This is a genomic window from Pseudomonas sp. SB113 (genome assembly GCF_040754745.1).
Lineage (GTDB): Bacteria > Pseudomonadota > Gammaproteobacteria > Pseudomonadales > Pseudomonadaceae > Aquipseudomonas > Aquipseudomonas grimontii.
Map to the genome: position 1 here is coordinate 69376 of NZ_JBFMHW010000016.1, position 24328 is coordinate 93703.

Consider the following 24328-nt stretch of genomic DNA (forward strand, 5'->3'; position numbering starts at 1 on the left):
ATCACCCGCAACGAACTCTCCGACCTGTACCTCGGCTACATCGACTGCCTCAACCAACAGGATTGGAACCGATTGGGCGACTTCGTCCACCCGGACGTGAGCTACAACGCCAAGGCGGCTATCGAACAGCAGCTGGCCGTCTAAACTTCACGCACCCATTCTCACGTGGAGAGCCATCATGACCAGCAAAACCACGCTCTGCCTCTGGTACAACGGCACCGCCGAGGAGGCGGCCAACTTCTACGCCAAGACCTTCCCGGACAGCGCCGTGAAAGCCGTGCGCCTGGCACCGGGGGATTACCCGTCGGGTAAAAAGGGCGACGTATTGACCGTCGAGTTCAGCGTCTTGGGCATCCCGTGTATCGGCCTGAATGGCGGTCCGATATTCCCCCACACCGAAGCGTTTTCCTTCCAGGTCGCTACCGATGACCAGGCCGAAACCGATCGCTACTGGAACGCTATTATCGACAACGGCGGCCAGGCCAGCGCCTGCGGTTGGTGCAAGGACAAGTGGGGGGTGTCGTGGCAGATCACGCCTCGGGTGTTGACGGACGCGGTGGCGCACGCTGATCCGGCCATCGCCAAGCGTGCATTCGACGCGATGATGACCATGACCAAGATCGACATTGCGGCGATAGAAGCCGCGATAAAGGGCTGACCGGCCTGCACCGGGCCTTGCGCCAGGCGCGGGAGCCGGCGCAGCTGCATGTGTTCGAAGCGATGCCCCATGGCGGTTTCATGGGCGCGCCGGAAGAGGCAGAGCTTGCCGCAGAAATCCGCGCATTTGTGCGTGAACACCTGCAACGCGCTTGACACATTTACTGACATCCCCTGAAGATGGAGGCCTCATTCAGGGTGTGTCAGTTTATGTCCGCAACCTCAGTCGTTAACCGCTCCGTCATTGGCTTGATTGCCAAGGCGCAAGGTTGCGTTGCGCACGCCCTCAAATCGAAGAAACAGTCGCTCATGTGACCGGGGCGCGCTGTCCCGTCAGATGAGCTGACAGGACATTGAGCGCGGACTCCCTCCCCCTTGCACAATTCCCCATGCCTTTCTGACGGTGACTCAAGCGGTCAATCATCAGGAGAAAGTGCATGTCATCGTTTCAAGGTATCTGGGTTCCCGTGGTCACGCCGTTCCAGGATGGCGCCATCGACTTTGCCGGCCTGCACCGGTTGGTCAGCCATCTGCTGGCCAAGCACGTGGCCGGGATCATGGTGTGCACCACCACCGGCGAAGCCGCATCGCTCAGCCGCCAGGAACAACTGGCCGTGCTGGATGCGGTATTGCGACTGGTGCCCGCCCAGCGCGTGGTGATGGGCCTGGCGGGCAACAACCAGATTGAGCTGCTGCAATTCCAGGCCGAGATCCTCAAGCGCCCGCTGGCGGGTTTGCTGGTACCGGCACCGAGTTACATCCGCCCTTCCCAGGCCGGCCTTGAAGCGTTCTTTCGCACGGTGGCCGATGCGTCCAGCGTGCCGATCATTCTCTACGACATTCCCTACCGCACTGGCGTGACCTTCGAGCAGGCCACCTTGCTGAACATCGTCGCGCACCCGCGGATCGTGGCGATCAAGGACTGCGGCGGCAACCTGGGCAATACCCTGGCGGTGTTGGCCAGCGGTGAGGCGGATGTGTTGTGCGGCGAGGATCTGCAGATCTTCAATGCGCTGTGCCTGGGCGCCAGCGGCGCGATTGCAGCGTCGGCGCATGTGTGCACCGAACAGTTTGTGGCGCTGTGGCAGCAGGTACGGGATAACCAGTTGGCTGAGGCGCGGGCCACTTTCCTTGGGTTGGTGCCGTTGATCAACACGCTGTTCATGCAGCCCAACCCGGCGCCGGTGAAAGCCGCGCTGGCGCTGGAGGGCTTGATCGACAGTGAGTTACGTGCGCCGATGCAGCGGGCCACCGAGGCGGTGCTGGCGCGGCTCAACACCGTCAACTTGTGGCGAGGGAGCTTGCTCCCGTTGGGTTGCGAAACAGCCCCAGCCCAGTCACCGCAAACCTTCAGGTAAAACGTGCTGGCTTGATTTGGGACCACTTCGCGGCCCGACGGGAGCAAGCTCCCTCGCCACAAAGGCCCACCTTAGCTCGGGAGATCGGGCTGCCGGGCCATATGCAACCTGTGCAACGTGATCTCGCGCACCGCCTGCTTGCTGAGTTCGATATGCCGCTTCAGCAGTTGCTGCGCCTGGTCACCCTGCCGTTGCACGATGGCCGCGAGTATTTGCCCATGCTCTTCGTACGTCGCCGCAATGCGTGACGCCTGGGTAAAGTCGAGTCGCCGGATGATGCGGATCTGCTCCGTGATCGCGTAGTGCATGCGCGCCATCTCGCGGTTGCCGGTGGCTTCCACCAGGGTGCAGTGAAAACGTTCATCCAGCGCCGATACAACCTGGGCGTCCTGCAGGCGCTCGCGCGCGTGCACCTGCCAGGTGGCCTGCAGCGCTTGCAACATCGGGTTCGGTTCGTCCATCGCACATAAGCGGCTGACAGCGGCCAGTTCCAACACGATGCGCACGTCGTAAAGCTCTTCGAAATAGGCGAAATCAAACGGTTTCACCTGCCAGCCACTGCGAAAATACACCGCCAGGTAACCTTCCTTCTCCAGGCGATACAGCGCTTGGCGCACCGGCGTGCGGCTGGCGCGCATGCGCTCGGCCACCTCGCCCTCGCTGAAGCGATCACCCGGCAGCAGGCGAAACTCGAAAATGTCCGCCTTGAGCTGCGCGTAGATCTGCTCGGCCAGGCTGTCGGGGCGTGTCTTGGCCCGCATGCTTAACCGCGACTCGCAATAAAGGCGCGCCAGCCACCGAACTCGGTGATGTCGAGGGCATCCGCCAGCGCCCAGGGCTCGCAGATGAAGCCTTTGACGCTGCGCCCATCCGCCAGCAGCAGGTTGCCGATCCCCAGCGGCGCGGGGATCTCGGCGACGAACTCGCCGAAGCGTGCGAGGGGCATGTCCCAGAGCTCGACGATAATCGCCCGACCGCTGTCCGCCTTGGCCAGCCCGGGTTTGGGCGGCACGGTGCCGGGCAGCGCGTACAGGCGGTACGTGTCGGCGGTCAGGGTTTGCTCCACCAGCACCGCGTTACGGCGGGTGAGCTGCACGTTAAGCGGCATGCCGGTAAGGTGCGCGCCCACCACCGCCACGCGCACGCAGCCGGGCGCTTGGGCGGGTGCGGACGGAGCCGGCAGATAGCGCTGGGTGGCGCCCAAAGGCAGGTCCAGGCTGGCTTGCCAGCGCTTGCCCAGGTGCGCCAGCGCCGTGTCATGCCAGGCCGGCGCGAGCAAGGTAATGCCGCTGGGCAAGCCATCGGCGCGCAAACCGGCGGGCAGCGCCAGGGCCGAAAGGTCGGCCAGGTTGGTGAAGTTGGTGTAGTAGCCGAACTGCGAGTTGTAGCGCACCGGTTCTTCCGCCATCTCGGCCATGGTGCGCAGGGTTGGCGAAGTCGGCACCAGCAAGGCATCGAAACCGGCCAGGCTGTCATTGATACGGCGACTCAGTTCGGCCCGCAGGTATTCGGCTTTGTAGGCGTCGCAAGCGCTGTACTGGCGGCCATTTTCGACAATGCCGCGCACCACCGGGTTGATTGCCTCGGGCTGGTTTTCCAGCATGCTTTCCAGGGCCACGGTGCGCTCAGCGACCCAAGGGCCGAAGTACAGCTGGTCCGCCAGTTCCTTGAACGCGGTGAAATCCACCGGGGTGATTACCGCGCCCAGCGTCTTGAAGTGCTCCACGGCCTGTTCGAACACGACCTGGTTCTGGGTATCGCCGAAAAACTCCAGGGTCGCCGGGACGGCCAGCTTGATCGCAGCGCCCACCGCCACTGGTGCCGTGTTGGGATTGGCGCGGGAATAGGCATCGCTGGGGTCGTATCCCGCCGCGACGTGCGCCACGGTCTCGGCATCTTCCACGGTCAGCGCAAACACCGAGACGCAATCCACCGTGCGGCAAGCCGGTACCAGGCCGGTATTGGACAAGCGCCCCTTGGTCGGCTTCAAGCCGACGATATTGTTGAACCCCGCCGGTACACGCCCGGAGCCTGCCGTGTCGGTGCCCAGGGAAAACGCCACCAGCCCGCGGGCGACCACCGACGCAGAGCCAGAACTGGAGCCACCGCTGACGTAATCCCCATTAAAGCTGTTGCCCACCGCGCCATACGGCGAGCGTGTGCCCACCAGGCCGGTGGCGAACTGATCGAGGTTGGTCTTGCCCATCAGGATCGCGCCGGCTGCGCGCAGCTTTTGCAAGACCGAGGCATCCTGTGTCGCGCGGTAGGCAAACTCAGGGCAGGCGGCAGTGGTGTCCCAGCCCGCCGCATCGATATTGTCCTTGATCGCAAACGGCACGCCATACAACGGCAGCTTGGCCATATCGCCGCCCAGCGCTGCCAGTCGTTCGCTCAACTGTGCCAGTTGCTCGGCCAATGACGACGGCTGGGCGCGGGCGATCCAGGCGGTGTCCTCGGCGGGGTATTGCGCGGCCAGGGTCAGCAAAATATCCGTAGTGATCGCGCCGTTGCGGTAAGCGGCCTGCCATTCACCCAGGGTCCAGCCAAAAACGTTGTGCATGGGAAACTCCATCTTGTATCCAAGTTTGGATTTCTCTAAAGCAAAGCCCACGCCAGGTCACTCTGCCAATGATTACGCGGGTATCGCCGCAAAACGTGCGCGTAGATGGCGCACCCGGGCATCGTCCATGCGCCAAAAAAAGACATTCAGTGGCCCCCTCGGTTGCGACCGCCCCGATACCGACCTACTGTTCCAGACCATGCTGTGCCATTTGCTGTCCCCCCACCCTAAGCCCACAGGTGACGACATGCCCACGCTATCCCGCCCTGCTGTACTCGAACTGATCGGCAACACGCCGCTGGTGCGGGTCAGCCGTTTCGATACCGGCCCCTGCACGCTGTTCCTCAAACTTGAATCACAGAACCCCGGCGGTTCCATCAAGGACCGCATCGGCCTGGCCATGATCGACGCCGCCGAACGCGACGGCCGCCTGCGCCCCGGCGGTACCATCATTGAAGCCACCGCCGGCAACACCGGCCTGGGCCTGGCGCTGGTGGGCCGGGCGAAAGGTTATCGGGTGGTGCTGGTGGTGCCCGACAAGATGTCCACGGAAAAAGTCCTGCACCTCAAGGCCATGGGCGCCGAGGTGCATATCACCCGCTCCGATGTCGGCAAGGGCCACCCCGAGTATTACCAGGACATGGCCGCGCGGCTGGCCAAGGCTATTGACGGTTCGTTCTTCGCCGACCAATTCAACAACCCGGCCAACCCCCTGGCCCACGAAACCAGCACCGCGCCGGAGATCTGGGCGCAGACCCAGCACGATGTGGACGCAATTGTGGTGGGTGTCGGCTCGGCCGGCACCCTCACCGGCCTGACGCGCTTCTTCAAACGGGTGCAACCCGAGCTGGAAATGGTCCTCGCCGACCCGGTGGGTTCGGTGATGGCCGAGTACAGCCGCAGCGGCAAGCTGGAAACACCCGGATCGTGGGCGGTGGAAGGCATCGGCGAAGACTTCATCCCCTCGATTGCCGACCTGTCCAGCGTGCGCCACGCCTACTCCATCAGCGATGAAGACAGCTTCGACCACGCCCGCCAACTGCTCAAGGCCGAGGGCATTCTCGGCGGTTCATCCACCGGCACTCTGCTCGCTGCCGCGCTGCGTTATTGCCGCGAACAGAGCGTGCCCAAGCGCGTGGTCACCTTCGTCTGCGACACCGGCACCCGCTATTTGTCGAAGGTCTACAACGACCAATGGATGACCGATGCGGGCTTGCTGCACTACAAGCACTACGGCGACCTGCGCGACTTGATCGCGCGGCGTTTCGAGGACGGCCGCGTGATCAGCGTGAGCCCCGATGACACCCTGCTCACCGCCTTCCAGCGCATGCGCCTGGCGGACGTGTCGCAACTGCCGGTGCTGGTGGGCGGCCGCGAGCTGGTGGGGGTGATCGATGAGTCCGACATCCTGCTGGGCCTGCACCATGACGCGGCGGAATTTTCGATGATTGTCGCCAGCGCCATGAGCGACAAAGTGCACACCCTGCCCCCCGGCGCCAGCCTGGCTGAATTGCAGGCGGAACTCGACCGTGGCCTGGTCGCCATCATTGCCGACGCGGCGGGCTTTCACGGCCTGATCACCCGCGTAGACCTGCTCAACCACCTACGGAGATCCCTTGCATGAGCCAGCCCGATAAAAGCGCGTTTGCTACCCGTGTGATCCACGCCGGGCAGTCACCCGACCCGACCACGGGCGCGCTGATGCCGCCGATCTACGCCAACTCCACCTACCTGCAAGACAGCCCCGGCGTACACAAGGGCTTCGACTACGGCCGCTCCCACAACCCCACGCGGTTTGCCCTCGAGCGCTGCGTGGCCGACCTGGAGGGCGGCAGCCAGGCGTTTGCCTTCGCTTCCGGGCTGGCGGCGATCTCGACGGTCCTGGAATTACTGGATGCCGGCGCCCATATCGTGTCCGGCAACGACCTGTACGGCGGCACCTTCCGCCTGTTCGACAAGGTACGCCAGCGCAGCGCCGGACACCGCTTCAGCTTTGTTGACCTGAGTGATGTGGCGGCGTTCGAAGCATCCTTGCAGGACGACACGCGCATGGTCTGGGTCGAAACCCCGAGCAACCCGCTGCTGAGCCTTACCGACCTCAGCGCCATCGCACGTATCTGCCGCAGCCGCGGCATTCTCTGCGTGGCCGACAATACCTTCGCCAGCCCATGGATCCAGCGCCCGCTGGAGTTGGGTTTCGACATCGTGGTGCACTCCACCACCAAGTACCTCAATGGCCACTCCGATGTGATCGGCGGCATCGCCATCGTCGGCGACAACCCCGAGTTGGCCGAGCGTGTGGGCTTTTTGCAAAACTCGGTCGGCGCCATCGCCGGCCCGTTTGACGCCTTCCTCACCCTGCGCGGCGTGAAAACCCTGGCGCTGCGCATGGAGCGTCATTGCAGCAACGCCCTCGACCTGGCCACCTGGCTGGAACAGCAACCGCAAGTATCACGGGTCTACTACCCAGGCCTGGCGTCCCACCCGCAGCACGAACTGGCACGCCAGCAGATGCGCGGGTTTGGCGGGATGATTTCAGTCGACTTGAACAGCGACCTGGCGGGCGCCACGCGCTTCCTGGAAACCGTAAAACTCTTCGCCCTGGCAGAAAGCCTGGGCGGCGTGGAAAGCCTGATCGAACACCCGGCGATCATGACCCACGCCAGCATCCCGGCAGCGACCCGCGCGCAGCTGGGGATTGGTGATGGGTTGGTGCGGTTGTCGGTGGGGGTCGAGGATGTGGAAGACCTACGAGCGGACCTGGCGCAGGCCTTGGCCCGTATATAAATCCCCCAGAAAACAAAGATCAAATGTGGGAGGGGGCTTGCTCCCGATAGCGGCGTGTCAGGCACTGAATATTTGTCTGAACCACCGCCATCGGGAGCAAGCCCCCTCCCACATTGAGTATGCGTCACGCCTGGATTATGTTGGCACGCGCCGAATGCAGCTTCTTGTAGCTCTCGATCAAGCGCAAATGCCGGTCCAACCCTTCCAGCTTCATGCTGGTCGGTGTCAGCCCATGGAAGCGCACACTGCCGTTGACCGAGCCGATCACCGCGTCCATCCGCTCATTGCCGAACATGCGGCGGAAGTTGGCTTCGTAGTCCGCCAGTTCCAGGTCGTCGTCCAGTTCCATCTCCAGCACCGCGTTCATCGCCTGGTAGAACAGGCCACGCTCGGCGGTGTTGTCGTTGTACTGCAAGAACATCTCCACGCACTCCTTGGCCTCTTCGTACTGCTGCAAGGCGAGGAAGATCAGCAGCTTCAATTCGAGGATGGTCAGTTGGCCCCAGGCGGTGTTGTCGTCGAACTCGATGCCGATCAGGGTGGTGATGTCGGTGTAGTCGTCCAGCTCGCTTTCGATCAGGCGCTCGACCAATGCCTGCAGTTCAGCTTCGTCCAGGCGGTGCAGGTTAAGGATGTCCTCGCGGAAGAACAGCGCCTTGTTGGTGTTGTCCCAGATCAGGTCGTCCACCGGGTAGATTTCCGAGTAGTCCGGCACCAGGATGCGGCAGGCGGTTGCGCCGAGGTGTTCGTACACCGCCATGTAGGACTCTTTGCCCATGCCTTCGAGGATGCCGAACAAGGTCGCAGCCTCTTGGGCGTTGGAGTCTTCACCCTGGCCGGAGAAGTCCCATTCGACAAACTCGTAGTCCGATTGGGCGCTGAAGAAGCGCCACGACACCACACCGCTGGAGTCGATAAAGTGCTCGACGAAGTTGTTCGGCTCGGTCACCGCCTGGGCTTCGAACGTCGGCTGCGGCAGGTCATTCAAGCCTTCGAAGCTGCGGCCTTGCAGCAGTTCGGTGAGGCTGCGCTCCAGCGCCACTTCCAGGCTTGGGTGCGCACCGAACGAGGCGAACACGCCGCCGGTGCGCGGGTTCATCAAGGTCACGCACATCACCGGGAATTCGCCGCCCAGGGACGCGTCCTTGACCAGCACCGGAAAACCCTGGGCTTCCAGGCCTGCAATACCCGCCAGGATGCTCGGATACTTCGCGAGCACGTCAGCCGGCACGTCCGGCAGGGCAAATTCGCCCTCGATGATTTCGCGCTTCACCGCCCGCTCGAAAATCTCCGACAGGCACTGCACCTGGGCCTCGGCCAAGGTGTTGCCAGCGCTCATGCCGTTGCTGAGGTAAAGGTTTTCGATCAGGTTGGACGGGAAGTACACCACCTCGCCATCCGACTGGCGCACGAACGGCAGCGCAACGATGCCGCGCGCTTCGTTGCCGGAGTTGGTGTCGAACAGGTGCGAACCGCGCAGCTCGCCGTCGCGGTTGTAGACCTTCAGGCTGTAGGCGTCGAGGATTTCACCGGGCAGCTCGTCATTCGGACCCGGCTGGAACCAGCGCTCGTCCGGGTAATGCACGAACGGCGCGCTGGCCAGTTCCTCCCCCCAGAACTGGTCGTTGTAGAAGAAGTTGCAGTTGAGCCGCTCGATGAACTCGCCCAACGCCGACGCCAGGGCGCCCTCCTTGGTCGCGCCCTTGCCATTGGTAAAGCACATCGGTGAATGCGCATCGCGGATATGCAGCGACCACACGTTCGGCACGATATTGCGCCACGAGGCGATCTCGATCTTCATGCCCAGGCCGGCGAGGATCCCGGACATGTTAGCGATGGTCTGCTCCAGCGGCAGGTCCTTGCCCGCGATATAAGTGCCCGCCTCGCTGCCGGCGCTCGGCATCAACAAGGCCTGGGCATCGGCGTCGAGGTTGTCCACTTCTTCGATCACGAACTCCGGCCCGGCCTGCACCACTTTCTTCACGGTGCAACGGTCGATGGAACGCAGAATGCCCTGGCGGTCTTTATCGGAAATATCGGCCGGCAACTCCACCTGGATCTTGAAGATCTGGTTATAGCGGTTTTCCGGATCAACAATATTGTTCTGCGACAGGCGAATATTGTCCGTGGGGATGTTGCGCGTATCGCAGTACAACTTGACGAAGTACGCCGCACACAACGCCGACGAAGCCAGGAAGTAATCGAACGGCCCCGGTGCCGAACCATCGCCTTTATAGCGAATAGGCTGGTCGGCAATCACCGTGAAGTCGTCGAACTTGGCTTCAAGCCGGAGGTTGTCGAGAAAGTTGACCTTGATTTCCATGGGGGCACACCAGAATAACGGGCTAAACAAAAATGGCCGCCATTATGAGGTTTTTCATCGGGAAGTTTCAGGCTTTTCAATCATGCCAGGTGATGGGAGGCCGTTTTACCTCGGCGAATCCCCATTGAATACGCTGAATAGCAAGTGAATAGTTCATGAATTAACGCCCCTCAAGTGTTATCTCAATAGCATTTGATAAGCCACTGAAATGGTGACAGCATGGCTATGTGCCACTAACCAATTTCAGCGCTTCAGGTGAGGTTCGATATGGAATACCAACTCCCTGTAACGAAGACGATGAGATGGCTGACAAACGCAGACGCGCCGTATGACGCGCGCATACGCCGCGAACTTATATCCGGGCCTTTTTCTTCCAGGGGGGTGCTGTGGGTTGGCTGGTTTAACAGCTTGGTGATCTGCACGGTCGCGGTCACCCTGCAGCCCAGCCAATTCTTCATTGCCTGGCTTATCATTGATTCAATGATTTGGGTCTCTCGTTTAGCACTGCTGTATTGGATCACTAAACACGGCAGCCAAAAACATCCCTGTGCCATTGATTTATCGTTATTACTGGGCCTGGCCTGGGCGGCAGAGTTGGGCGTTGGCACCGCCGGTTGCCTGATCAGCGGTGATGCGATTCTTCAAGTGCTCGGGTGCACCTCAATGGTCAGCGTGAATGCTGCAATCGCCATGCGCAACCAGGGTGTACCGCGCTATGCATTTACTCAAATATTGCTGACTGATGTGCCCATGAAGCTCGCCACCTTGTTTCAGCCGGAACCGCTGCTGAGGATATTCCTGCTCCAGGCGCCGCTGTATTTAACAGGCATGTGGCTACTGCTCAACAAGTTGAACGATAACGTGGTGCGCGCTTTACTGGCCGAAGCCAAAAACGAAATCCGCGCGACCCATGACCCCCTCACGGGTCTGTACAACCGTGTGGGGATACTCGAATTGATTGAAAACACCCTGACCCGCAACCGGCATGCCGATAAACACTTTGCGCTGCTCTATATAGACTTGGATGGTTTCAAGAGCATCAACGATAACCACGGACATGCCGAAGGTGACAAGGCGTTAGCCGAGTTTGGCGCAACCCTTAAATCCGTTGTCAGGCTCAATCAGGATTCCGCCGGCCGATTGGGCGGAGACGAGTTTATCCTGCTGATGAATAATTCCGGCGTGACCTCTGCCACCCTGGCAGCGCAACGGATTATAGAAACATTGCAACAGGCCTCTGACCGCTGCGCGCGCCCCTACGCCTTGCAAGCCAGCATCGGCATTGCCCTCTTTGAAGGAGCAAACGGTGCGTCACCCACCTGCGCGCAAACATTGATTGCCCATGCGGATGGTGCGTTATACGAAGCCAAGCGCGCGGGCAAAAACTGTTTTCGTATCGCACAAACACAATTCGCCACCTAGGTGCGCCTGAACGCCGTTCGTCACGCGCCGGCATCGATCAGACAATCAGCCATCAACTTATTCCCTGTGATGCCGATGACCTAAGGCAATTCAGGGAGTAGTCGGAATGCGTAACAACCAGCCTGTAACACAGCGCGAGATTTCACTCGCGCCTTCGCAAAAACTCATCTCCGCCACCGATGTTCAGGGTGTGATCACTTACTGCAACGACGCCTTTGTCGATATCAGCGGCTTTGAACGAGCCGACCTGATCGGCGCCCCCCAGAACATCGTGCGTCACCCTGATGTGCCACCCGCCGTTTTTGCGCACATGTGGAGTGCGCTCAAGCAAGGCCTGCCATGGATGGGCATCGTCAAGAACCGCTCGAAAAATGGCGACCATTATTGGGTCAACGCCTACGTCACGCCGATCTTCGACGGCAGCCGAGTCGTTGGTTTTGAGTCGGTGCGGGTCAAGCCCACGGCCGATGAAATCCGCCGCGCCCAGGCCCTCTACCGGCGTATCAGCCAAGGCAAGCCGGGCGTGCCGCGCCAGGATGCGTGGCTGCCGGCGGCATTGAGCTGCGTGCCGTACATCGCCACCGGTGTGGCCGGCAGTGTTGCCGGGCTGTTCCTCAGTGCGCCGGTGGCCGTCGCAGTGGCCGTGGCAGTCGCAGTGCCGGTGGGCCTGCTGTGCTCACACTGGCGCCAGAGCAGCACCTTGCGTCTGTTGGAAGGGGTTGAGCCTTCGACGTCAGATGCCTTGATCGCGCAGATGTACAGTGACGCACGCGGCCCACAGTCTCGTTTGGAAACCGCGTTTCTCAGCCAGACCGCGCGCCTTAAAACCTGCCTCACCCGCCTGCAGGACAGCGCCGAACAACTGAGTACCCTGGCCGCGCAATCCGATCAGTTGGCCGCCGCCAGCGCCAAAGGCCTGAACCGTCAGCGCGTGGAAACCGAACAGGTCTCGGCGGCCGTCAACCAGATGGCCGCGACCACCCAGGACGTCGCCAGCCATGTGCAGCGCACCGCGGACGCCACCCAACAGGCCTATGTACTGACCGGGCGCGGCCGCGAAGTGGCGCGCGATACCCGTGAAGCCATCGAGCGGTTGTCCGCCATGGTCAGCGAGACCGGTACTACCGTGGCGCAACTGGCCCGGGACAGCGACGAAATCGGCAGCGTGGTGGACGTGATCAAAGGCATCGCCGACCAAACCAACCTGCTCGCCCTCAATGCAGCCATCGAGGCAGCCCGCGCGGGCGAGCAAGGCCGAGGCTTTGCGGTTGTCGCCGACGAAGTACGCCAACTGGCCCAGCGCACCTCGCAATCCACCACCCAGATCCATGCCTTGATCACCCAGTTGCAGACGTCATCCAACAACGCCGTGCAAAGCATGGAAAACGGCCAGCGCCAGGCCCAGGAAGGCGTCGCGTGGGTGCTGGAAGCGGACCAGGCCCTGGTGGGGATCAGCGAAGCGGTGTCGCATATCACCGACATGACCACCCAGATCGCCGCCGCCACCGAAGAACAAAGCGCGGTCGCCGAGGAGATCAGCCGCAACATCACCACCATCGCCGAACTGGCCGACCAGACCTCGATACAAGCCCATCAATCCACGGACCTGAGCAAGGAACTGACGAATACCGCGTCCACCCAATACGCGTTGGTTGAGCGCTTCAATCGCTAAAGGCTAGCGTGTCCCGAGCCCGCTTACTGTGGCGAGCGGGCTCGCCACACGATAACCACTCAAACGAAATACCTCCTTGCCCCTTTGACACAAACACGCTACAAATCCCACCTGCAAGTTGTACGACAACCTAAAAACAAATCGCCATCCCCGACGATGGTGTCAACTGCCCGAGTCCCTTCATGTCTGCCCCTGCCGCCCTGCAAAGCACCCCCGCCCTGTTTTCCCGCCCCATTGCCGTGTTGATTCTGCTCTGCATGGGCTGTGCCTTCGCCGGTAACCACATCGCCGCTCGCGTGGCTTTCGATGATGGCGCCGGTGTGCTGTTGGCCATTTTGATGCGCTCGGGCGGCACCTTGCTGGTGCTGGCCGTGCTTGTGCTGTGGCAACGCCAAAACCTGCGCCTGCCGGCAGGTGCATGGCGCTGGCAAGTGCTGCTGGGCCTGCTTATCGCCACCCAGAGCCTGTGTCTCTACTCCGCCGTCGCCCGCGTGCCGGTGGCGCTGGCGTTACTGGTGGGCAACGTGTTCCCGATCTTGCTCGCCCTGCTCACCTGGGCATTAGGCGGCCCGCGCCCGACGGCGCGCACCGCCTTGCTGATGGGCTTGATCCTGGTGGGCCTGGTGTTTGTGCTGGACGTACCCGGGCGCCTCTCAAGCAGTGCCGATATCGGTCCGCAATGGCTGCTCGGTGTCAGCCTGGCCTTTTGCGCCGCCTTCGTCTTCGCCTGCGCGCTATGGATCACCGACCACAAGTTGTCCCAGGTCCGCGGTTCAGTGCGCAGCCTGCTGACGATCTTCATCGTGTTCAGCAGCGTCAACCTTGCTGGCCTCAGCGGCGCCCTTCCGGGCGGCCTGAACCTGCCGGCCACCAGTACCGGCTGGCTGGCGCTGGCGACGTTGGTGGTGCTGTATGGCACCGGTTTTATCGTGCTGTTTATTTCGGTCCCGCGCCTGGACATGCCGCGCAATGCACCGGTCATGAACATTGAACCGCTGGCGACGTTGCTGATGGGCTGGATCGTGCTCGATCAAATGCTCAGCGCCGGGCAGATGCTCGGTGGCGTCATCGTAGTGACCGGGATTGTGCTGCTGACGTATCGCAAGTCTGCCCGGTAACGATAGATCCCCGCCTGACCTGGCCCAATTCCTGCCTCTTCCACTCCCTGCCAGTCGCTACTGACTATGCGGACGACTCTTTTGAGCCCGGTCGCCCACCCTCCTTCCCCGGATAATCCAGCATCCCCGACCCCTTCCGAGGCCTTCCCCATGACCAGCTCCTCCACCGAACAGGTAAGCCCCCAAACCCTGCGCAAGGTCATCATCGCCGCCGGCATCGGTAACTTCGTCGAATGGTTTGACTTCGCTGTCTACGGTTTCCTCGCCACCACCATCGCCCAACAATTCTTCCCCAGCGGCGACGCCAGCGCTGCGTTGCTCAAAACCTTCGCGGTGTTCGCCGTCGCCTTCGCCTTCCGGCCCTTGGGCGGGATTTTCTTCGGCATGCTCGGCGACCGCATCGGGCGCAAACGCACCCTGGCCATGACCATCTTGCTGATGGCCGGCGCCACCACCTTGATCGGCCTGCTGCCCACCTACGCCGCCATCGGCGTCGCGGCGCCGATTCTGTTGTCGCTGATCCGCTGCGCCCAGGGCTTCTCCGCCGGCGGCGAATACGCCGGTGCCTGTGCCTATCTGATGGAGCACGCGCCCCGCGACAAACGCGCCTGGTATGGCAGCTTCGTGCCGGTGTCGACGTTCTCCGCCTTCGCTGCCGCCGCCGTGGTGGCCTACGCCCTTGAAGCGTCGTTATCCGCCGAGGCGATGGGCAGCTGGGGCTGGCGCCTGCCGTTCCTGATCGCCGCGCCGCTGGGCCTGGTGGGCCTTTACCTGCGCTGGAAGCTGGATGAGACCCCTGCGTTCCAGGCCGTGAAGCAGGAGCACGCCGTCGCCCACTCCCCGCTCAAGGAAACCTTGCGCAACCATGGTGCGGCGATCTGCTGCCTGGGCGCTTTTGTGTCACTGACGGCGCTGTCGTTTTATATGTTCACCACCTACTTCGCGACGTACCTGCAAGTGGCCGGTGGGCTGAGCCGGGCGATGGCGTTGCTGGTGTCGCTGATTGCATTGATCTTCGCCGCAGCGATTTGCCCGCTGGCGGGGCTGTATTCGGATCGCGTGGGGCGTCGGGTCACGGTGATGACGGCGTGCGTGTTGTTGATGGTGGTGGTGTATCCGTCGTTCCTGATGGCCAGTTCCGGTTCCTTCGCGGCATCCATCGTCGGGGTGATGTTGCTGGCGGTGGGCGCGGTGTTGTGCGGGGTGGTCACGGCGGCGTTGCTATCGGAGACCTTCCCGACCCGCACGCGCTATACCGCCTCGGCGATCACCTACAACATGGCGTATACGATTTTCGGCGGTACAGCGCCGCTGATGGCCACGTGGTTGATCAGCACCACAGGCAGCAACCTGTCACCGGCGTTCTACCTGATTGCCGTGGCATTGCTGGCGTTGGCGGGCGGGTTGGCGTTGCCGGAAACGTCGAGGATTTCCCTGCACGACGTGGGCGCTGAGGATCAGGGCGCGGCGCCGCTGCTCTCGCGTTAAGCCCCCTGATGCCGTCTTACCCAACACCGTCCAAACCCGTAGCAGCTGCCGAGCGCAAGCGAGGCGGCGTCGGTCGCGACTCGAGCTTGAATCGGCAGCGCGCCTGACGCAGCCTCGCTTGCGCTCGGCAGCTGCTACGGGGGGTGAGGCCAGGATCGACACTCAGGCAGCATTGCTCCCTTGCCTCAGGGCTGCTTACGATAAAACCCGGTCAGATAGTCCTGGCTGTCCGGCGCCGAGTTGTGCTCGATCACGGCAAAGCCCTTCACCAGTTGGATGTGATACGGCCCGGCCCGAGGCGGCGCCTGGGGTGCGCGCACGATGATCAGGTTTTCGGTTTCCATCGGCACGCTTTGGTGCGTGGTGATGATGATCTTGTCGGTCCCGGTGTCTTTGAGCGTCACTGTGAGTTCCGCCACTTCCCGGCCCTGAGCGTCGCGGTCGGGAAGGATTTTCAGGTCCAGGTCACCGTCGCGGTCGAGGAAATCGTCGCGCATCTGGTAATGGCCCTCGCGCTGGTCGCGGGCCACGTCGCCGAGTTTGTCGTACTCAGGCTCGCGGTCCTGCCTCTGCAGTTGAATCTGCAGTTCAGGCTGGTCGCCCTTGGCGCCACTGACCCAGGTGCCCGCGTAGACATAGGGTTCGACGGTCTCCCGCGTGATGCGCCAGATGCCGGTTTGATGACCATCATCGGCATATTCGTGCAGGTAGATAAACGACTGGTCGCCGTATTCACCCTGATCGCCCACCAGCTTGATCGGCTTGCCGCTGCCACTTTTGGTGTAGCGCACTTCACCCATCAGCACCGCGCCCTGTTGCTGGTACCAGAGTTGCACCGGGATCTTGCCGTTGAGGGTGCCGGCCAGGAACTCGGGGTCTTCGTTTACCGGCCCTTCCAGCCTTGGCGTTTCCAGCCATTGGCCGTCCTTCCACTCGCCGGTGGTGCGCAGCATGTAGCCGCTGGGCATGCTGTTGTTGGCATCATCGTCGGTCGCGGGCACTTCTGCCTGGGTGTACGAGCTGAGTTTTACCAGTTTGCCGTCGCGCATCTGATAGCGGCTGGCGCGGGTCCAGCAGCAACCCCGGTCGGTCTGCGAATGGATAATGCCGTCCTTGGGATCGACCGAAAACATCCCGCCGAAGGTCTCGTTGGCCAGCGCGGTCAAGGGACCATTGAGCACCCAGTGGGGCTTCTGCGGGTCTTGCAGGTAGACGTCGTAACTCGATTGGAAGTCTTTATCCGCGCCGTTGCCGTTGCGGATTGCCAGGTCCTGGCGGCCATCCTGGTTAATATCGGCGAAGTACACCACCCCATTCTCCCCCATCAGGCGCCAGTCCAGGGTTTTGCCTTGGGCGTCCAGCGGCACCTGGGCGTCCGGGGTCTGCAGTTGCTGAAGGATTTCGAGGGAGCCTTTGTCACGCAGGGTGATGAGCGCCGGCGCCAGGTACTGCAAGTCCTGCGGCACCTCGGGGAACAACACGTCGACCAGGTATTGACCGCTGGGGTCATTGACCGAGAACGAACGGGGCTCGGCCATGACGGGAGCGGCCAGGGCCAGGGAGAGGAGTACACCGCTGAGTCGCGTACGCATCCAACGCATCCTTGCTGAAATTCGGGGGCGGCAGTGTAAAGGCAAATGCTGAAGGCTTCGAAAAAATCGTTGCTTAAGCACGTACATTGGCTGATATGTTTTGTGCCTCACAAGCCAAAGGACGTGCCATGGAACCGTTAGCCACCAATGCTGCACTGGTGATCATCGACATGCAGCAGGGCATGAATGATCCGAAGCTCGGGCGCCGCAATAATCCGCAGGCCGAGCAGCAGGTGCAGCAGTTGCTCGGCGCCTGGCGGCAGTCGGGGCGGCCTGTGGTACACGTCAGGCACATCTCCCGTACCCCCGGCTCGGTATTCTGGCCGGGCCAGCCGGGCTGCGAATTTCAGCCTGCGCTGCAACCGCTGGCCCACGAACACGTGGTGGAAAAGAACGTACCCTGTGCCTTCACCGCCACCGGGCTGGAACGCTGGCTGCACGCGCGTTCGATCAAGCAACTGGTGATCGCCGGGGTGATCACCAACAACTCCGTCGAAGCAACGACACGCACAGGTGGCAACCTTGGCTTTGACGTGATCGTCGCCGCCGACGCCTGCTACACCTTCGATCAAACCGATTTGTCCGGGCGCCTGTGGCCGGCCGAGGACGTGCACGCGCTGTCGCTGAGCACCCTGGCAATGGACTACGCCAGGGTGGTCGAGACGGCCGGGATTCTCAGCGCTCTGCGCTGAACACGCCGGGTTGCACCAGCATTTCAACCAGCACTTCGGGCCAGACCGTTTCCTCGGTGGCACGCAGCGCCTGGGCGGACCACCAATGATGGTCCGCCATCATTAGTTTTCCAGTAATTGCGCAATGTTCTTGCGCAGCTCCCCATGCACGTCTTCCGCGTACGGCAGCGCGTTTTTCCAGTCATAAAACCACGCCGGCATTTTGCGTTTGTCATCCGGCTCCGAGGCGTAGCGCGGAAAGATATGGCAATGCAACTCCGGCTCCGAATTACCCAGGATCTCGTAGTTCATCCGCAATGCACCGGTGGCTTGCAGCACCGCGTCGCCGATGCGCGCCATGTCGAGCAAATAGGTCGCACGGGCGTCGGCATCCAGGTCGTTCAGGCTGGCGACCACCGGGTCGGGCAATAGCAAGCAGTAGCCAGGCAGGAATTGCACATCGCCCATCACTGCCCAGCCTGAGGGCATGCGACAGATGACCTTGTCGTTGGTGCCGTTGCGGGCCTGTTCTACGCGTTCCATGATCAGCGGCATACCCTGTCCTTGCGTTAGGTGAGTGAGGGCTGCATCTTAACCATCGTCGACATTTTCAGCACTGGAAACAGCCCATGCGCATTGCCTGCCTTCATACCGCAGCCAGCAACATCAGCGTATTTGATACGGCGGCGAAAGCACTGGGTATCGGCCCTGGTGTGCTGCGCCATGAAGTGCGCGCCGACCTGTTGGCTGCGGCAGAAAACGCCGGACATCTGAGCGCAGACATCTGCGTATCCACCGCATCAGCCCTGCTTGCACTGGCTGAACAGGCCGACGCCGTGGTGCTCACCTGCTCGACCCTGGGCCCGGTCGTTGAAGGTATCTCCAGCAGTGTCCCGATCCTGAGAACAGACGAAGCGCTGGCTGCTTCGGCGGTGCAGGCTGGCGGAAAAGTCGCGGTATTGTGCGCGGTGAAAACCACCCTCGAACCCACCTCGCGGCTGTTTCACAAGGCGGCGCTGCAATCGAACGCGGTCGTCGAAGTGCGGCTGGTTCCAGGGGCATGGGGCCTGTTCAAGGCGGGCGATATCGAGGGCTACCTGGCGGCCGTTGCCATGGCCGCCGATCAGACCTACCGGGAGGGCGCATCAATAGTCGCGTTGGCTCAGGCCTCCATGAGCGGTGCTGCCGCCCATGTCACATCCGGCCCACTGCCCCTCACCAGTGCCCTCGCCGGCCTGGAAGCAGCGTTGCGCTCACTTCAAGACCCGCTGACGGCGCTGTTGGCCCAACAACACTGCTTGGACAGCTTGTGCTGAATCCACACACGCCTCTTCTCCGCACAAGCTACGTATCTGTTTGAAATAAAAGCAGTTATTCCTCTGGCATGGCGCGTGCAATCGCCTTCGCATACTGACGAAGGATACCCCCATGCCCCAGACACTGCCCCAGGCGCTGTTGCGCCAAGCCCACACCCGAGGGTCGGCGATTGCCTTGCGCTACAAGCGCCTGGGCATCTGGCATGAGCGCAGCTGGAGCGAGGTGGCACACGAGGTCAGCCAACTTGCCGCTGCCTTGCATCAGCGCAGTTTCGGGCCTGACGATAACCTGTTGATCCTCAGCCAGGCGCGTCCCGAAGCGTTGCTGCTGGCGCTGGCCGCGCAATGGTTGGGCGCCAGCGTCACGCTGCTCGACCCGGAGCGCGACAACCGCGCGCTGCTGGCCGAGCTGCGACCGCGCTTCGTGCTCGTGCAAGACCTGCAAGCGCTGCAACAACTCGGTGAGCGCGGGGTGGTGGTGTTCCTCGACGGGCGTGGCCTGAGCCAGTCCCCAGACACCGGCTTGATCAACTATGCCGAGTTAGGCGCCGACACGCCGGCACCCGCCCCACGGCCCGGCGACACCGCCTTCGTCTTTCATGCCGACACGCCTCAGCACTTGAGCCATGCGCAACTGCTTGCGGGCGCCCGGACGCTGGTCGACCGCGAACACCTCGGCGCCGACGACGAAGCCCTCGCCGCACGGGTGTTTGCCGCCAGCGGGCAGGCGCGCTACCTGCTTGCGCCCTGGCTGCACGCGGGCTTTCGGCTGAACTTCCCCGAGGCCCTCGCCACCCGCGACACCGACCGCCGCGAGCTGGGCCCGACCCTGGTGCTGGGCACCCGCGAATCCTATGCGCGCCTGGAGCAATGGGTGCGTGAACGCCTGCCACTGCCGGGCAGCTTCAGCCATCGTTTATACGCCTGGGCCATGCAGCCGACCCTATCCCCGGTGCGCCGCTGGCTGGGCCATTGGCTGGTGCGTCGCCCGTTGCTGGATGTGCTGGGCATGAGCCGCCTGCGCGTGCCCTTGCTGGTCGGGCCGCCGCTGCATCCGGAAAGTGCCGCCTTCTTCGCTGCCCTGGGTATTCGTCCCGGCCACTGGCAAGAGCCGTCCACCCGCCACGCACCCAGCGACCACTTGCTGCCTCAATCTGCCTGACGAGCCTTCCATGCACACACCCACTGAAGCGGTATTACTGCGGCTCGATGACATCTCCCTGTCGTTCAAGGGCATCAAGGCCATCACCTCGATCAGTTTCGAGGTCAAGGCCGGTGACATCTGCGGCCTGATCGGCCCCAACGGCGCGGGCAAAAGTTCGCTGCTCAACGTGATCAACGGCGTCTACCACCCCCAGAGCGGCAGCATCCGCTACGCCGGCCAGACCCGGCGGCGCATGCGCGCGCACCAGGCGGCCGAGGGCGGAATAGCGCGGACCTTCCAGAATATCGCGCTGTTCAAGGGCATGAGCGTGCTCGACAACGTGCTCACCGGGCGCAACCTCAAACGCCGCAGCAGTTGGCTGGAACAGATGCTGCGCCTGGGCCGCGCGCCACGCGAGGACGACGCCCACCGCCTGCACGCGGAAAAGGTGATTGCCTTCCTGCAGATCCATCCCTGGCGCCACGTGCTGGTCGGCACCCTGCCCTACGGCCTGCAAAAACGTGTGGAACTGGCCCGCGCCCTGGCCGCCGAACCTACCCTGCTGTTGCTGGATGAACCCATGGCCGGCATGAACGCCGAGGAGAAAGCGCAGATGAGCCAGTTCATCCGCGACATCAACCGCGAGTTCGGCACCACCGTGGTGTTGATCGAACACGACATCGGCGTGGTCATGGGCTTATGCGACCACGTGGTGGTCCTCGACTACGGTCGCAAGATCGGCGACGGCACCCCGCAACAGGTGCGCGCCAACCCCGATGTCATCGCCGCCTACCTGGGGACCTGAGCATGGAATTTTTCTTCGAAGTGCTGATCGGCGGTCTGCTGGCGGGCGTGATGTATGCCCTGGTGGCGATTGGTTTTGTGCTGATCTACAAGGCCTCCGGCGTGTTCAATTTTGCCCAGGGCGCCATGGTGCTGTTCGCCGCGCTGACGTTTGTCAGCCTGTTGGAGCGCGGCTTCCCGTTTGCCTGGGCGTTCCTGATCACCCTGGCGAGCATGGTGGTGCTGGCGCTGCTGATCGAAAAAGTGGTGCTGCGGCCCTTGGTCAATCGCCCACCGATCATCCTCTTTATGGCGACCCTCGGGCTGTCCTACATGATCGAAGGCTTTGCGCAGTTCCTGTGGGGTGCGCAGGTGCACGGGCTGGACCTCGGCATCGCCGACGAACCGCTGGAAATCCGCGGCATGCTGCTTTCGCAATTCGACCTGTTTGCCGCCGGCACCGCCGCCGCGCTGGTGATCGTGCTGTCGCTGCTGTTCAACAAGACGCGGGTGGGCCTGTCGTTGCGCGCGGTGGCCGATGACCCGCTGGCGTCCATGGCCATCGGGATTCGCCTGCCACGGATATGGGCGTTGGTGTGGGCCGTGGCCGGGTTCGTCGGCCTGGTGGCCGGGTTGCTCTGGGGCGCGCGCCTGGGGGTGCAGTTCTCGCTCTCGCTGGTGGTGCTCAAGGCGCTGCCGGTGCTGATCATCGGCGGGTTCTCGTCCATCGGCGGGGCGATTGTCGGCGGCCTGATCATCGGTGCCGCGGAGAAAGTCGCCGAGATATACCTCGGCCCGATCATCGGCAGCGGCATTGAAAACTGGGTGCCGTACGTCCTGGCCTTGCTGTTCCTGCTGGTGCGGCCTGCCGGGTTGTTCGGCGAGCGCGCCATCGAACGGGTTTGATTGTCCTTGGGGAAATGCCTGCATGCTGTATCAAGAAGTCGGTCAAATCAGTACCTCCTACGCGGCCGAGCGCCGCACCTTTCGCCTGCGCCAGGACCGGGTCGCGCTGTGGCTGCTGCTGGGCGTGGCATTTTTTGCGGTGCCTTGGCTGGGCAATGACTACTGGTTCAGCGCGATCCTGGTGCCGCTGCTGGTGCTGTCACTGGCCGGGCTTGGGCTCAACCTGCTGACGGGCTACGCCGGGCAACTTTCACTGGGCTCGGCGGCGTTCATGGCGGTGGGCGCGTTTGCCGCCTACAACCTGCAACTGCGCGTGCCTGGCCTGCCGCTGCTGGTCAGCTTCGCCCTGGGCGGCGTGATCGCTGCGCTGGTGGCGGTGTTCTTCGGTTTGCCGAGCCTGCGCATCAAGGGCTTTTACCTGCTGGTGGCGACCCTGGCCGCGCAGTTCGTGGTCGAGTGGGTGCTCACCCGCTTCAGTTGGTTTACCAACGACAACGCCTCGGGCGTCATCACCTCGCCGCCGCTGCTGATTGCCGGGTTGGATTTCAGCTCACCGCGCGGCCGCTATGTGCTGACGTTGACCGTGGTGGTGGCGCTGTTCTGGTTGGGCAAAAACCTGGTGCGCAGCGAACTGAGCCGTCACTGGATGGCCGTGCGCGACATGGACACCGCCGCTGCCGTCATCGGTATTCGCCTGTTGAAGGCCAAGCTGCTGGCATTTGCGATCAGCGGCTTCTACCTCGGCGTGGCCGGTTCACTGTGGGCGTTCGCCTACCTGGGCACGGTCGAGCCCCACGGCTTTGACCTGAGCCGCTCGTTCCAGGTGCTGTTCATCATCATTATCGGCGGCCTGGGCAGCGTGCTCGGCAACGTCCTCGGCGCCGCGTTCATCGTGCTGTTCCCCATTCTGCTGGGCAACCTCTTCGGCCTTTTGCCCGCCGGGCTGATGGATGCGGGCCAGTTGGAAAACATCCAGAAGATGCTGTTTGGCGCGCTGATCATCGCTTTTCTGATCAAGGAGCCGGAGGGGCTGGCCCGTCTGTGGCAGCGCTTTCGTCAACGGGCCAGGGTTTGGCCGCTGCGTTACTGAACTCAATAACCCCCCAGGAATGACCTCCATGACACACCGCTTATCGCTGCGCCGCCTGGCCTTGGGCCTGGCCCTGATCACCGCCGGGCTCACGGCCGGCGCCCAGGCTGCCAACGAACAATACTTCCCCTTGCAAAGCTACCGGGTCGGCCCGTACGCCGCCGGCGGCACTGGTTTCTTCGGTGGTTTCATCGACTACCTGCAATACATCAATTCCAAGGGCGGGGTGAACGGCGTCAAGCTGACCTGGAGCGAATGCGAAACCGAGTACGTGGTGGAAAAAGGCGTCGAATGCTACGAGCGCCTCAAGGGTGGGCTCAACGGTGCACCGGCCGCCGCCACCAACCCGCTGTCAGTCGGCATCGCCTATGCCACGCTGGAACGCTCGACCGCCGACAAGTTGCCGCTGATCACCATCAACCATGGCCGCACCGACTCCACCGACGGCAGCGTGTTCCCCTACGTGTTCCCGCTGCAGCTCAACCCGTATTCGGAAGTCTCGGCGATCATCAACTACATCGGCCAACGCGAAGGCGGCGCCGACAAGCTCAAAGGCAAGAAAATCGCCGTGCTCTACCACGGCTCGCCATACGGCAAGGAAACCAATGGCGTGCTCGAAACCCTGGCGAAAAACGCCGGCTTCGAACTGACCCTGCTGGAAGTGCCGCACCCCGGCAACGAGCAGCAATCGCAGTGGCTGAACATCCGTCGCCTCAAGCCCGACTGGGTGATCCTGCGCGGCTGGGGCGTGATGAACCCGGTGGCGCTTAAATCCGCGCAGAAAGTCGGCTACCCGGCCGATCACATCATCGGCAATATCTGGAGCAACTCCGAAGAAGACGTGGTACCGGCCGGAGCCGCCGCCAAAGGCTTTATCTCGATCACCACGCACCCCTCGGGCACCGACTTCCCGGTGCTGCAAGGCATCAAGCAAAGCGTGGTAGACGCCGGCAAGGGCAACCTGGCCGACCCCAAGCGTTTCGGCACCGTGTATTACAACCTGGGCGTGGTCAACGGCATTCTCAACGTCGAAGCGCTGCGCCTGGCCCAGGAAAAATACGGCCACCAACCGCTCACTGGCGAGCAAGTACGCTGGGGCTTCGAACACCTGAACCTCGACGATGCACGCCTGCAAGCCCTGGGCGCCAAGGGCCTGGTGCAACCGCTGAAACTGTCCTGCGCCGACCACGAAGGCGGCGGTGCCGTACGCTTCCAGCAATGGGATGGCCAGCGCTGGAACCTGATCAGCGACTGGGTACAAGCCGACCGCGCCTTGCTGCGGCCGATCATCGAAGCCTCTGCGGCGCAGTACGCCAAGGAGAAAGGCATCACGCCACGAGATTGCAGCAAAGAGCAGTAAAACGACCCAACTGTGGGAGGGGGCTTGCTCCCGATAGCGGAGTGTCAGTCAACTGATTCATTAGCTGATCCACCGTCATCG

The 24328-nt window shown here is 62.6% G+C and carries 21 protein-coding genes and 1 pseudogene; 17 read left to right on the forward strand and 5 right to left on the reverse strand.

Features of this window, described 5'->3' with window-relative positions:
* The 4 genes and pseudogenes from AB1462_RS20630 to dapA all read left to right on the forward strand — a co-directional run.
* A pseudogene (locus tag AB1462_RS20630) lies at positions 1-108 on the forward strand (ester cyclase); the annotation flags it as partial.
* Positions 109-178: 70 nt separating this feature from the next.
* Positions 179-658, forward strand: coding sequence for a VOC family protein (locus AB1462_RS20635; RefSeq protein ID WP_090403647.1), 480 nt, complete (start codon positions 179-181; stop codon positions 656-658).
* Between the two features lie 17 nt (positions 659-675).
* Complete coding sequence (locus AB1462_RS20640) at positions 676-813, forward strand: hypothetical protein (protein WP_259192991.1); 138 nt, start codon at positions 676-678, stop codon at positions 811-813.
* A 281-nt stretch (positions 814-1094) separates the two neighbouring features.
* Complete coding sequence (gene dapA, locus AB1462_RS20645; RefSeq protein WP_367247797.1) at positions 1095-2015, forward strand: 4-hydroxy-tetrahydrodipicolinate synthase; 921 nt, start codon at positions 1095-1097, stop codon at positions 2013-2015.
* 71 nt (positions 2016-2086) lie between these two features.
* On the opposite strand, the gene AB1462_RS20650 is transcribed toward dapA, so the two are convergent.
* Both AB1462_RS20650 and atzF read right to left on the reverse strand, forming a co-directional pair.
* Complete coding sequence (locus AB1462_RS20650; RefSeq protein ID WP_367247799.1) at positions 2087-2776, reverse strand: GntR family transcriptional regulator; 690 nt, start codon at positions 2774-2776, stop codon at positions 2087-2089.
* A 2-nt stretch (positions 2777-2778) separates the two neighbouring features.
* Positions 2779-4575: an allophanate hydrolase gene (gene atzF, locus AB1462_RS20655; RefSeq protein WP_259192996.1), complete on the reverse strand. Its 1797-nt coding sequence runs from the start codon at positions 4573-4575 to the stop codon at positions 2779-2781.
* 247 nt (positions 4576-4822) lie between these two features.
* Here atzF and AB1462_RS20660 point away from each other — a divergent pair, with 247 nt between their 5' ends.
* Together AB1462_RS20660 and AB1462_RS20665 are read left to right on the forward strand one after the other, a co-directional pair.
* Positions 4823-6199, forward strand: coding sequence for a cystathionine beta-synthase (locus AB1462_RS20660; protein WP_090409939.1), 1377 nt, complete (start codon positions 4823-4825; stop codon positions 6197-6199).
* The gene (locus AB1462_RS20665) at positions 6196-7362 is read left to right on the forward strand and encodes a cystathionine gamma-synthase (RefSeq protein WP_367247801.1); all 1167 of its coding nucleotides are present in this window, start codon (positions 6196-6198) and stop codon (positions 7360-7362) included. Before AB1462_RS20660 ends, AB1462_RS20665 begins: the two co-directional genes overlap by 4 nt.
* Positions 7363-7486: 124 nt before the next feature.
* Here AB1462_RS20665 and AB1462_RS20670 read toward each other — a convergent pair whose 3' ends face one another.
* On the reverse strand, positions 7487-9685 hold the full coding sequence (locus AB1462_RS20670) for an OsmC domain/YcaO domain-containing protein (protein WP_367247803.1): 2199 nt from the start codon (positions 9683-9685) through the stop codon (positions 7487-7489).
* Between the two features lie 267 nt (positions 9686-9952).
* Here AB1462_RS20670 and AB1462_RS20675 point away from each other — a divergent pair, with 267 nt between their 5' ends.
* The 4 genes from AB1462_RS20675 to AB1462_RS20690 all read left to right on the forward strand — a co-directional run bounded on the left by AB1462_RS20675 (position 9953) and on the right by AB1462_RS20690 (position 15385).
* The gene (locus tag AB1462_RS20675) at positions 9953-11107 is read left to right on the forward strand and encodes a GGDEF domain-containing protein (protein ID WP_367247804.1); all 1155 of its coding nucleotides are present in this window, start codon (positions 9953-9955) and stop codon (positions 11105-11107) included.
* Between the two features lie 106 nt (positions 11108-11213).
* The gene (locus tag AB1462_RS20680) at positions 11214-12779 is read left to right on the forward strand and encodes a methyl-accepting chemotaxis protein (protein WP_367247805.1); all 1566 of its coding nucleotides are present in this window, start codon (positions 11214-11216) and stop codon (positions 12777-12779) included.
* A 182-nt stretch (positions 12780-12961) separates the two neighbouring features.
* The gene (locus AB1462_RS20685; RefSeq protein WP_259193005.1) at positions 12962-13897 is read left to right on the forward strand and encodes a DMT family transporter; all 936 of its coding nucleotides are present in this window, start codon (positions 12962-12964) and stop codon (positions 13895-13897) included.
* Positions 13898-14047: 150 nt separating this feature from the next.
* On the forward strand, positions 14048-15385 hold the full coding sequence (locus AB1462_RS20690) for an MFS transporter (RefSeq protein ID WP_315338205.1): 1338 nt from the start codon (positions 14048-14050) through the stop codon (positions 15383-15385).
* A 185-nt stretch (positions 15386-15570) separates the two neighbouring features.
* Here AB1462_RS20690 and AB1462_RS20695 read toward each other — a convergent pair whose 3' ends face one another.
* Complete coding sequence (locus tag AB1462_RS20695; RefSeq protein ID WP_367247806.1) at positions 15571-16977, reverse strand: hypothetical protein; 1407 nt, start codon at positions 16975-16977, stop codon at positions 15571-15573.
* 128 nt (positions 16978-17105) lie between these two features.
* On the opposite strand from AB1462_RS20695, the gene AB1462_RS20700 reads away from it, so the two are divergent.
* Positions 17106-17669: a cysteine hydrolase family protein gene (locus tag AB1462_RS20700; protein ID WP_367247808.1), complete on the forward strand. Its 564-nt coding sequence runs from the start codon at positions 17106-17108 to the stop codon at positions 17667-17669.
* Between the two features lie 102 nt (positions 17670-17771).
* On the opposite strand, the gene AB1462_RS20705 is transcribed toward AB1462_RS20700, so the two are convergent.
* Positions 17772-18203, reverse strand: coding sequence for an HIT domain-containing protein (locus tag AB1462_RS20705; protein ID WP_315338202.1), 432 nt, complete (start codon positions 18201-18203; stop codon positions 17772-17774).
* Positions 18204-18277: 74 nt separating this feature from the next.
* On the opposite strand from AB1462_RS20705, the gene AB1462_RS20710 reads away from it, so the two are divergent.
* The 6 genes from AB1462_RS20710 to AB1462_RS20735 all read left to right on the forward strand — a co-directional run bounded on the left by AB1462_RS20710 (position 18278) and on the right by AB1462_RS20735 (position 24247).
* Positions 18278-18964, forward strand: coding sequence for an aspartate/glutamate racemase family protein (locus AB1462_RS20710; RefSeq protein WP_367247809.1), 687 nt, complete (start codon positions 18278-18280; stop codon positions 18962-18964).
* 112 nt (positions 18965-19076) lie between these two features.
* Entirely contained in the window at positions 19077-20126 is a 1050-nt protein-coding gene (locus AB1462_RS20715) for an AMP-binding protein (RefSeq protein ID WP_259193010.1), read from the forward strand.
* 10 nt (positions 20127-20136) lie between these two features.
* Positions 20137-20913, forward strand: coding sequence for an ABC transporter ATP-binding protein (locus tag AB1462_RS20720; protein ID WP_090403617.1), 777 nt, complete (start codon positions 20137-20139; stop codon positions 20911-20913).
* Between the two features lie 2 nt (positions 20914-20915).
* On the forward strand, positions 20916-21797 hold the full coding sequence (locus AB1462_RS20725) for a branched-chain amino acid ABC transporter permease (RefSeq protein ID WP_090403615.1): 882 nt from the start codon (positions 20916-20918) through the stop codon (positions 21795-21797).
* Positions 21798-21819: 22 nt separating this feature from the next.
* Complete coding sequence (locus tag AB1462_RS20730) at positions 21820-22887, forward strand: branched-chain amino acid ABC transporter permease (protein WP_367247811.1); 1068 nt, start codon at positions 21820-21822, stop codon at positions 22885-22887.
* A gap of 28 nt (positions 22888-22915) precedes the next feature.
* A complete protein-coding gene (locus AB1462_RS20735) occupies positions 22916-24247 on the forward strand; it encodes an ABC transporter substrate-binding protein (protein ID WP_090403611.1) in 1332 nt (443 codons plus the stop codon).
* Positions 24248-24328: the final 81 nt, after the last annotated feature.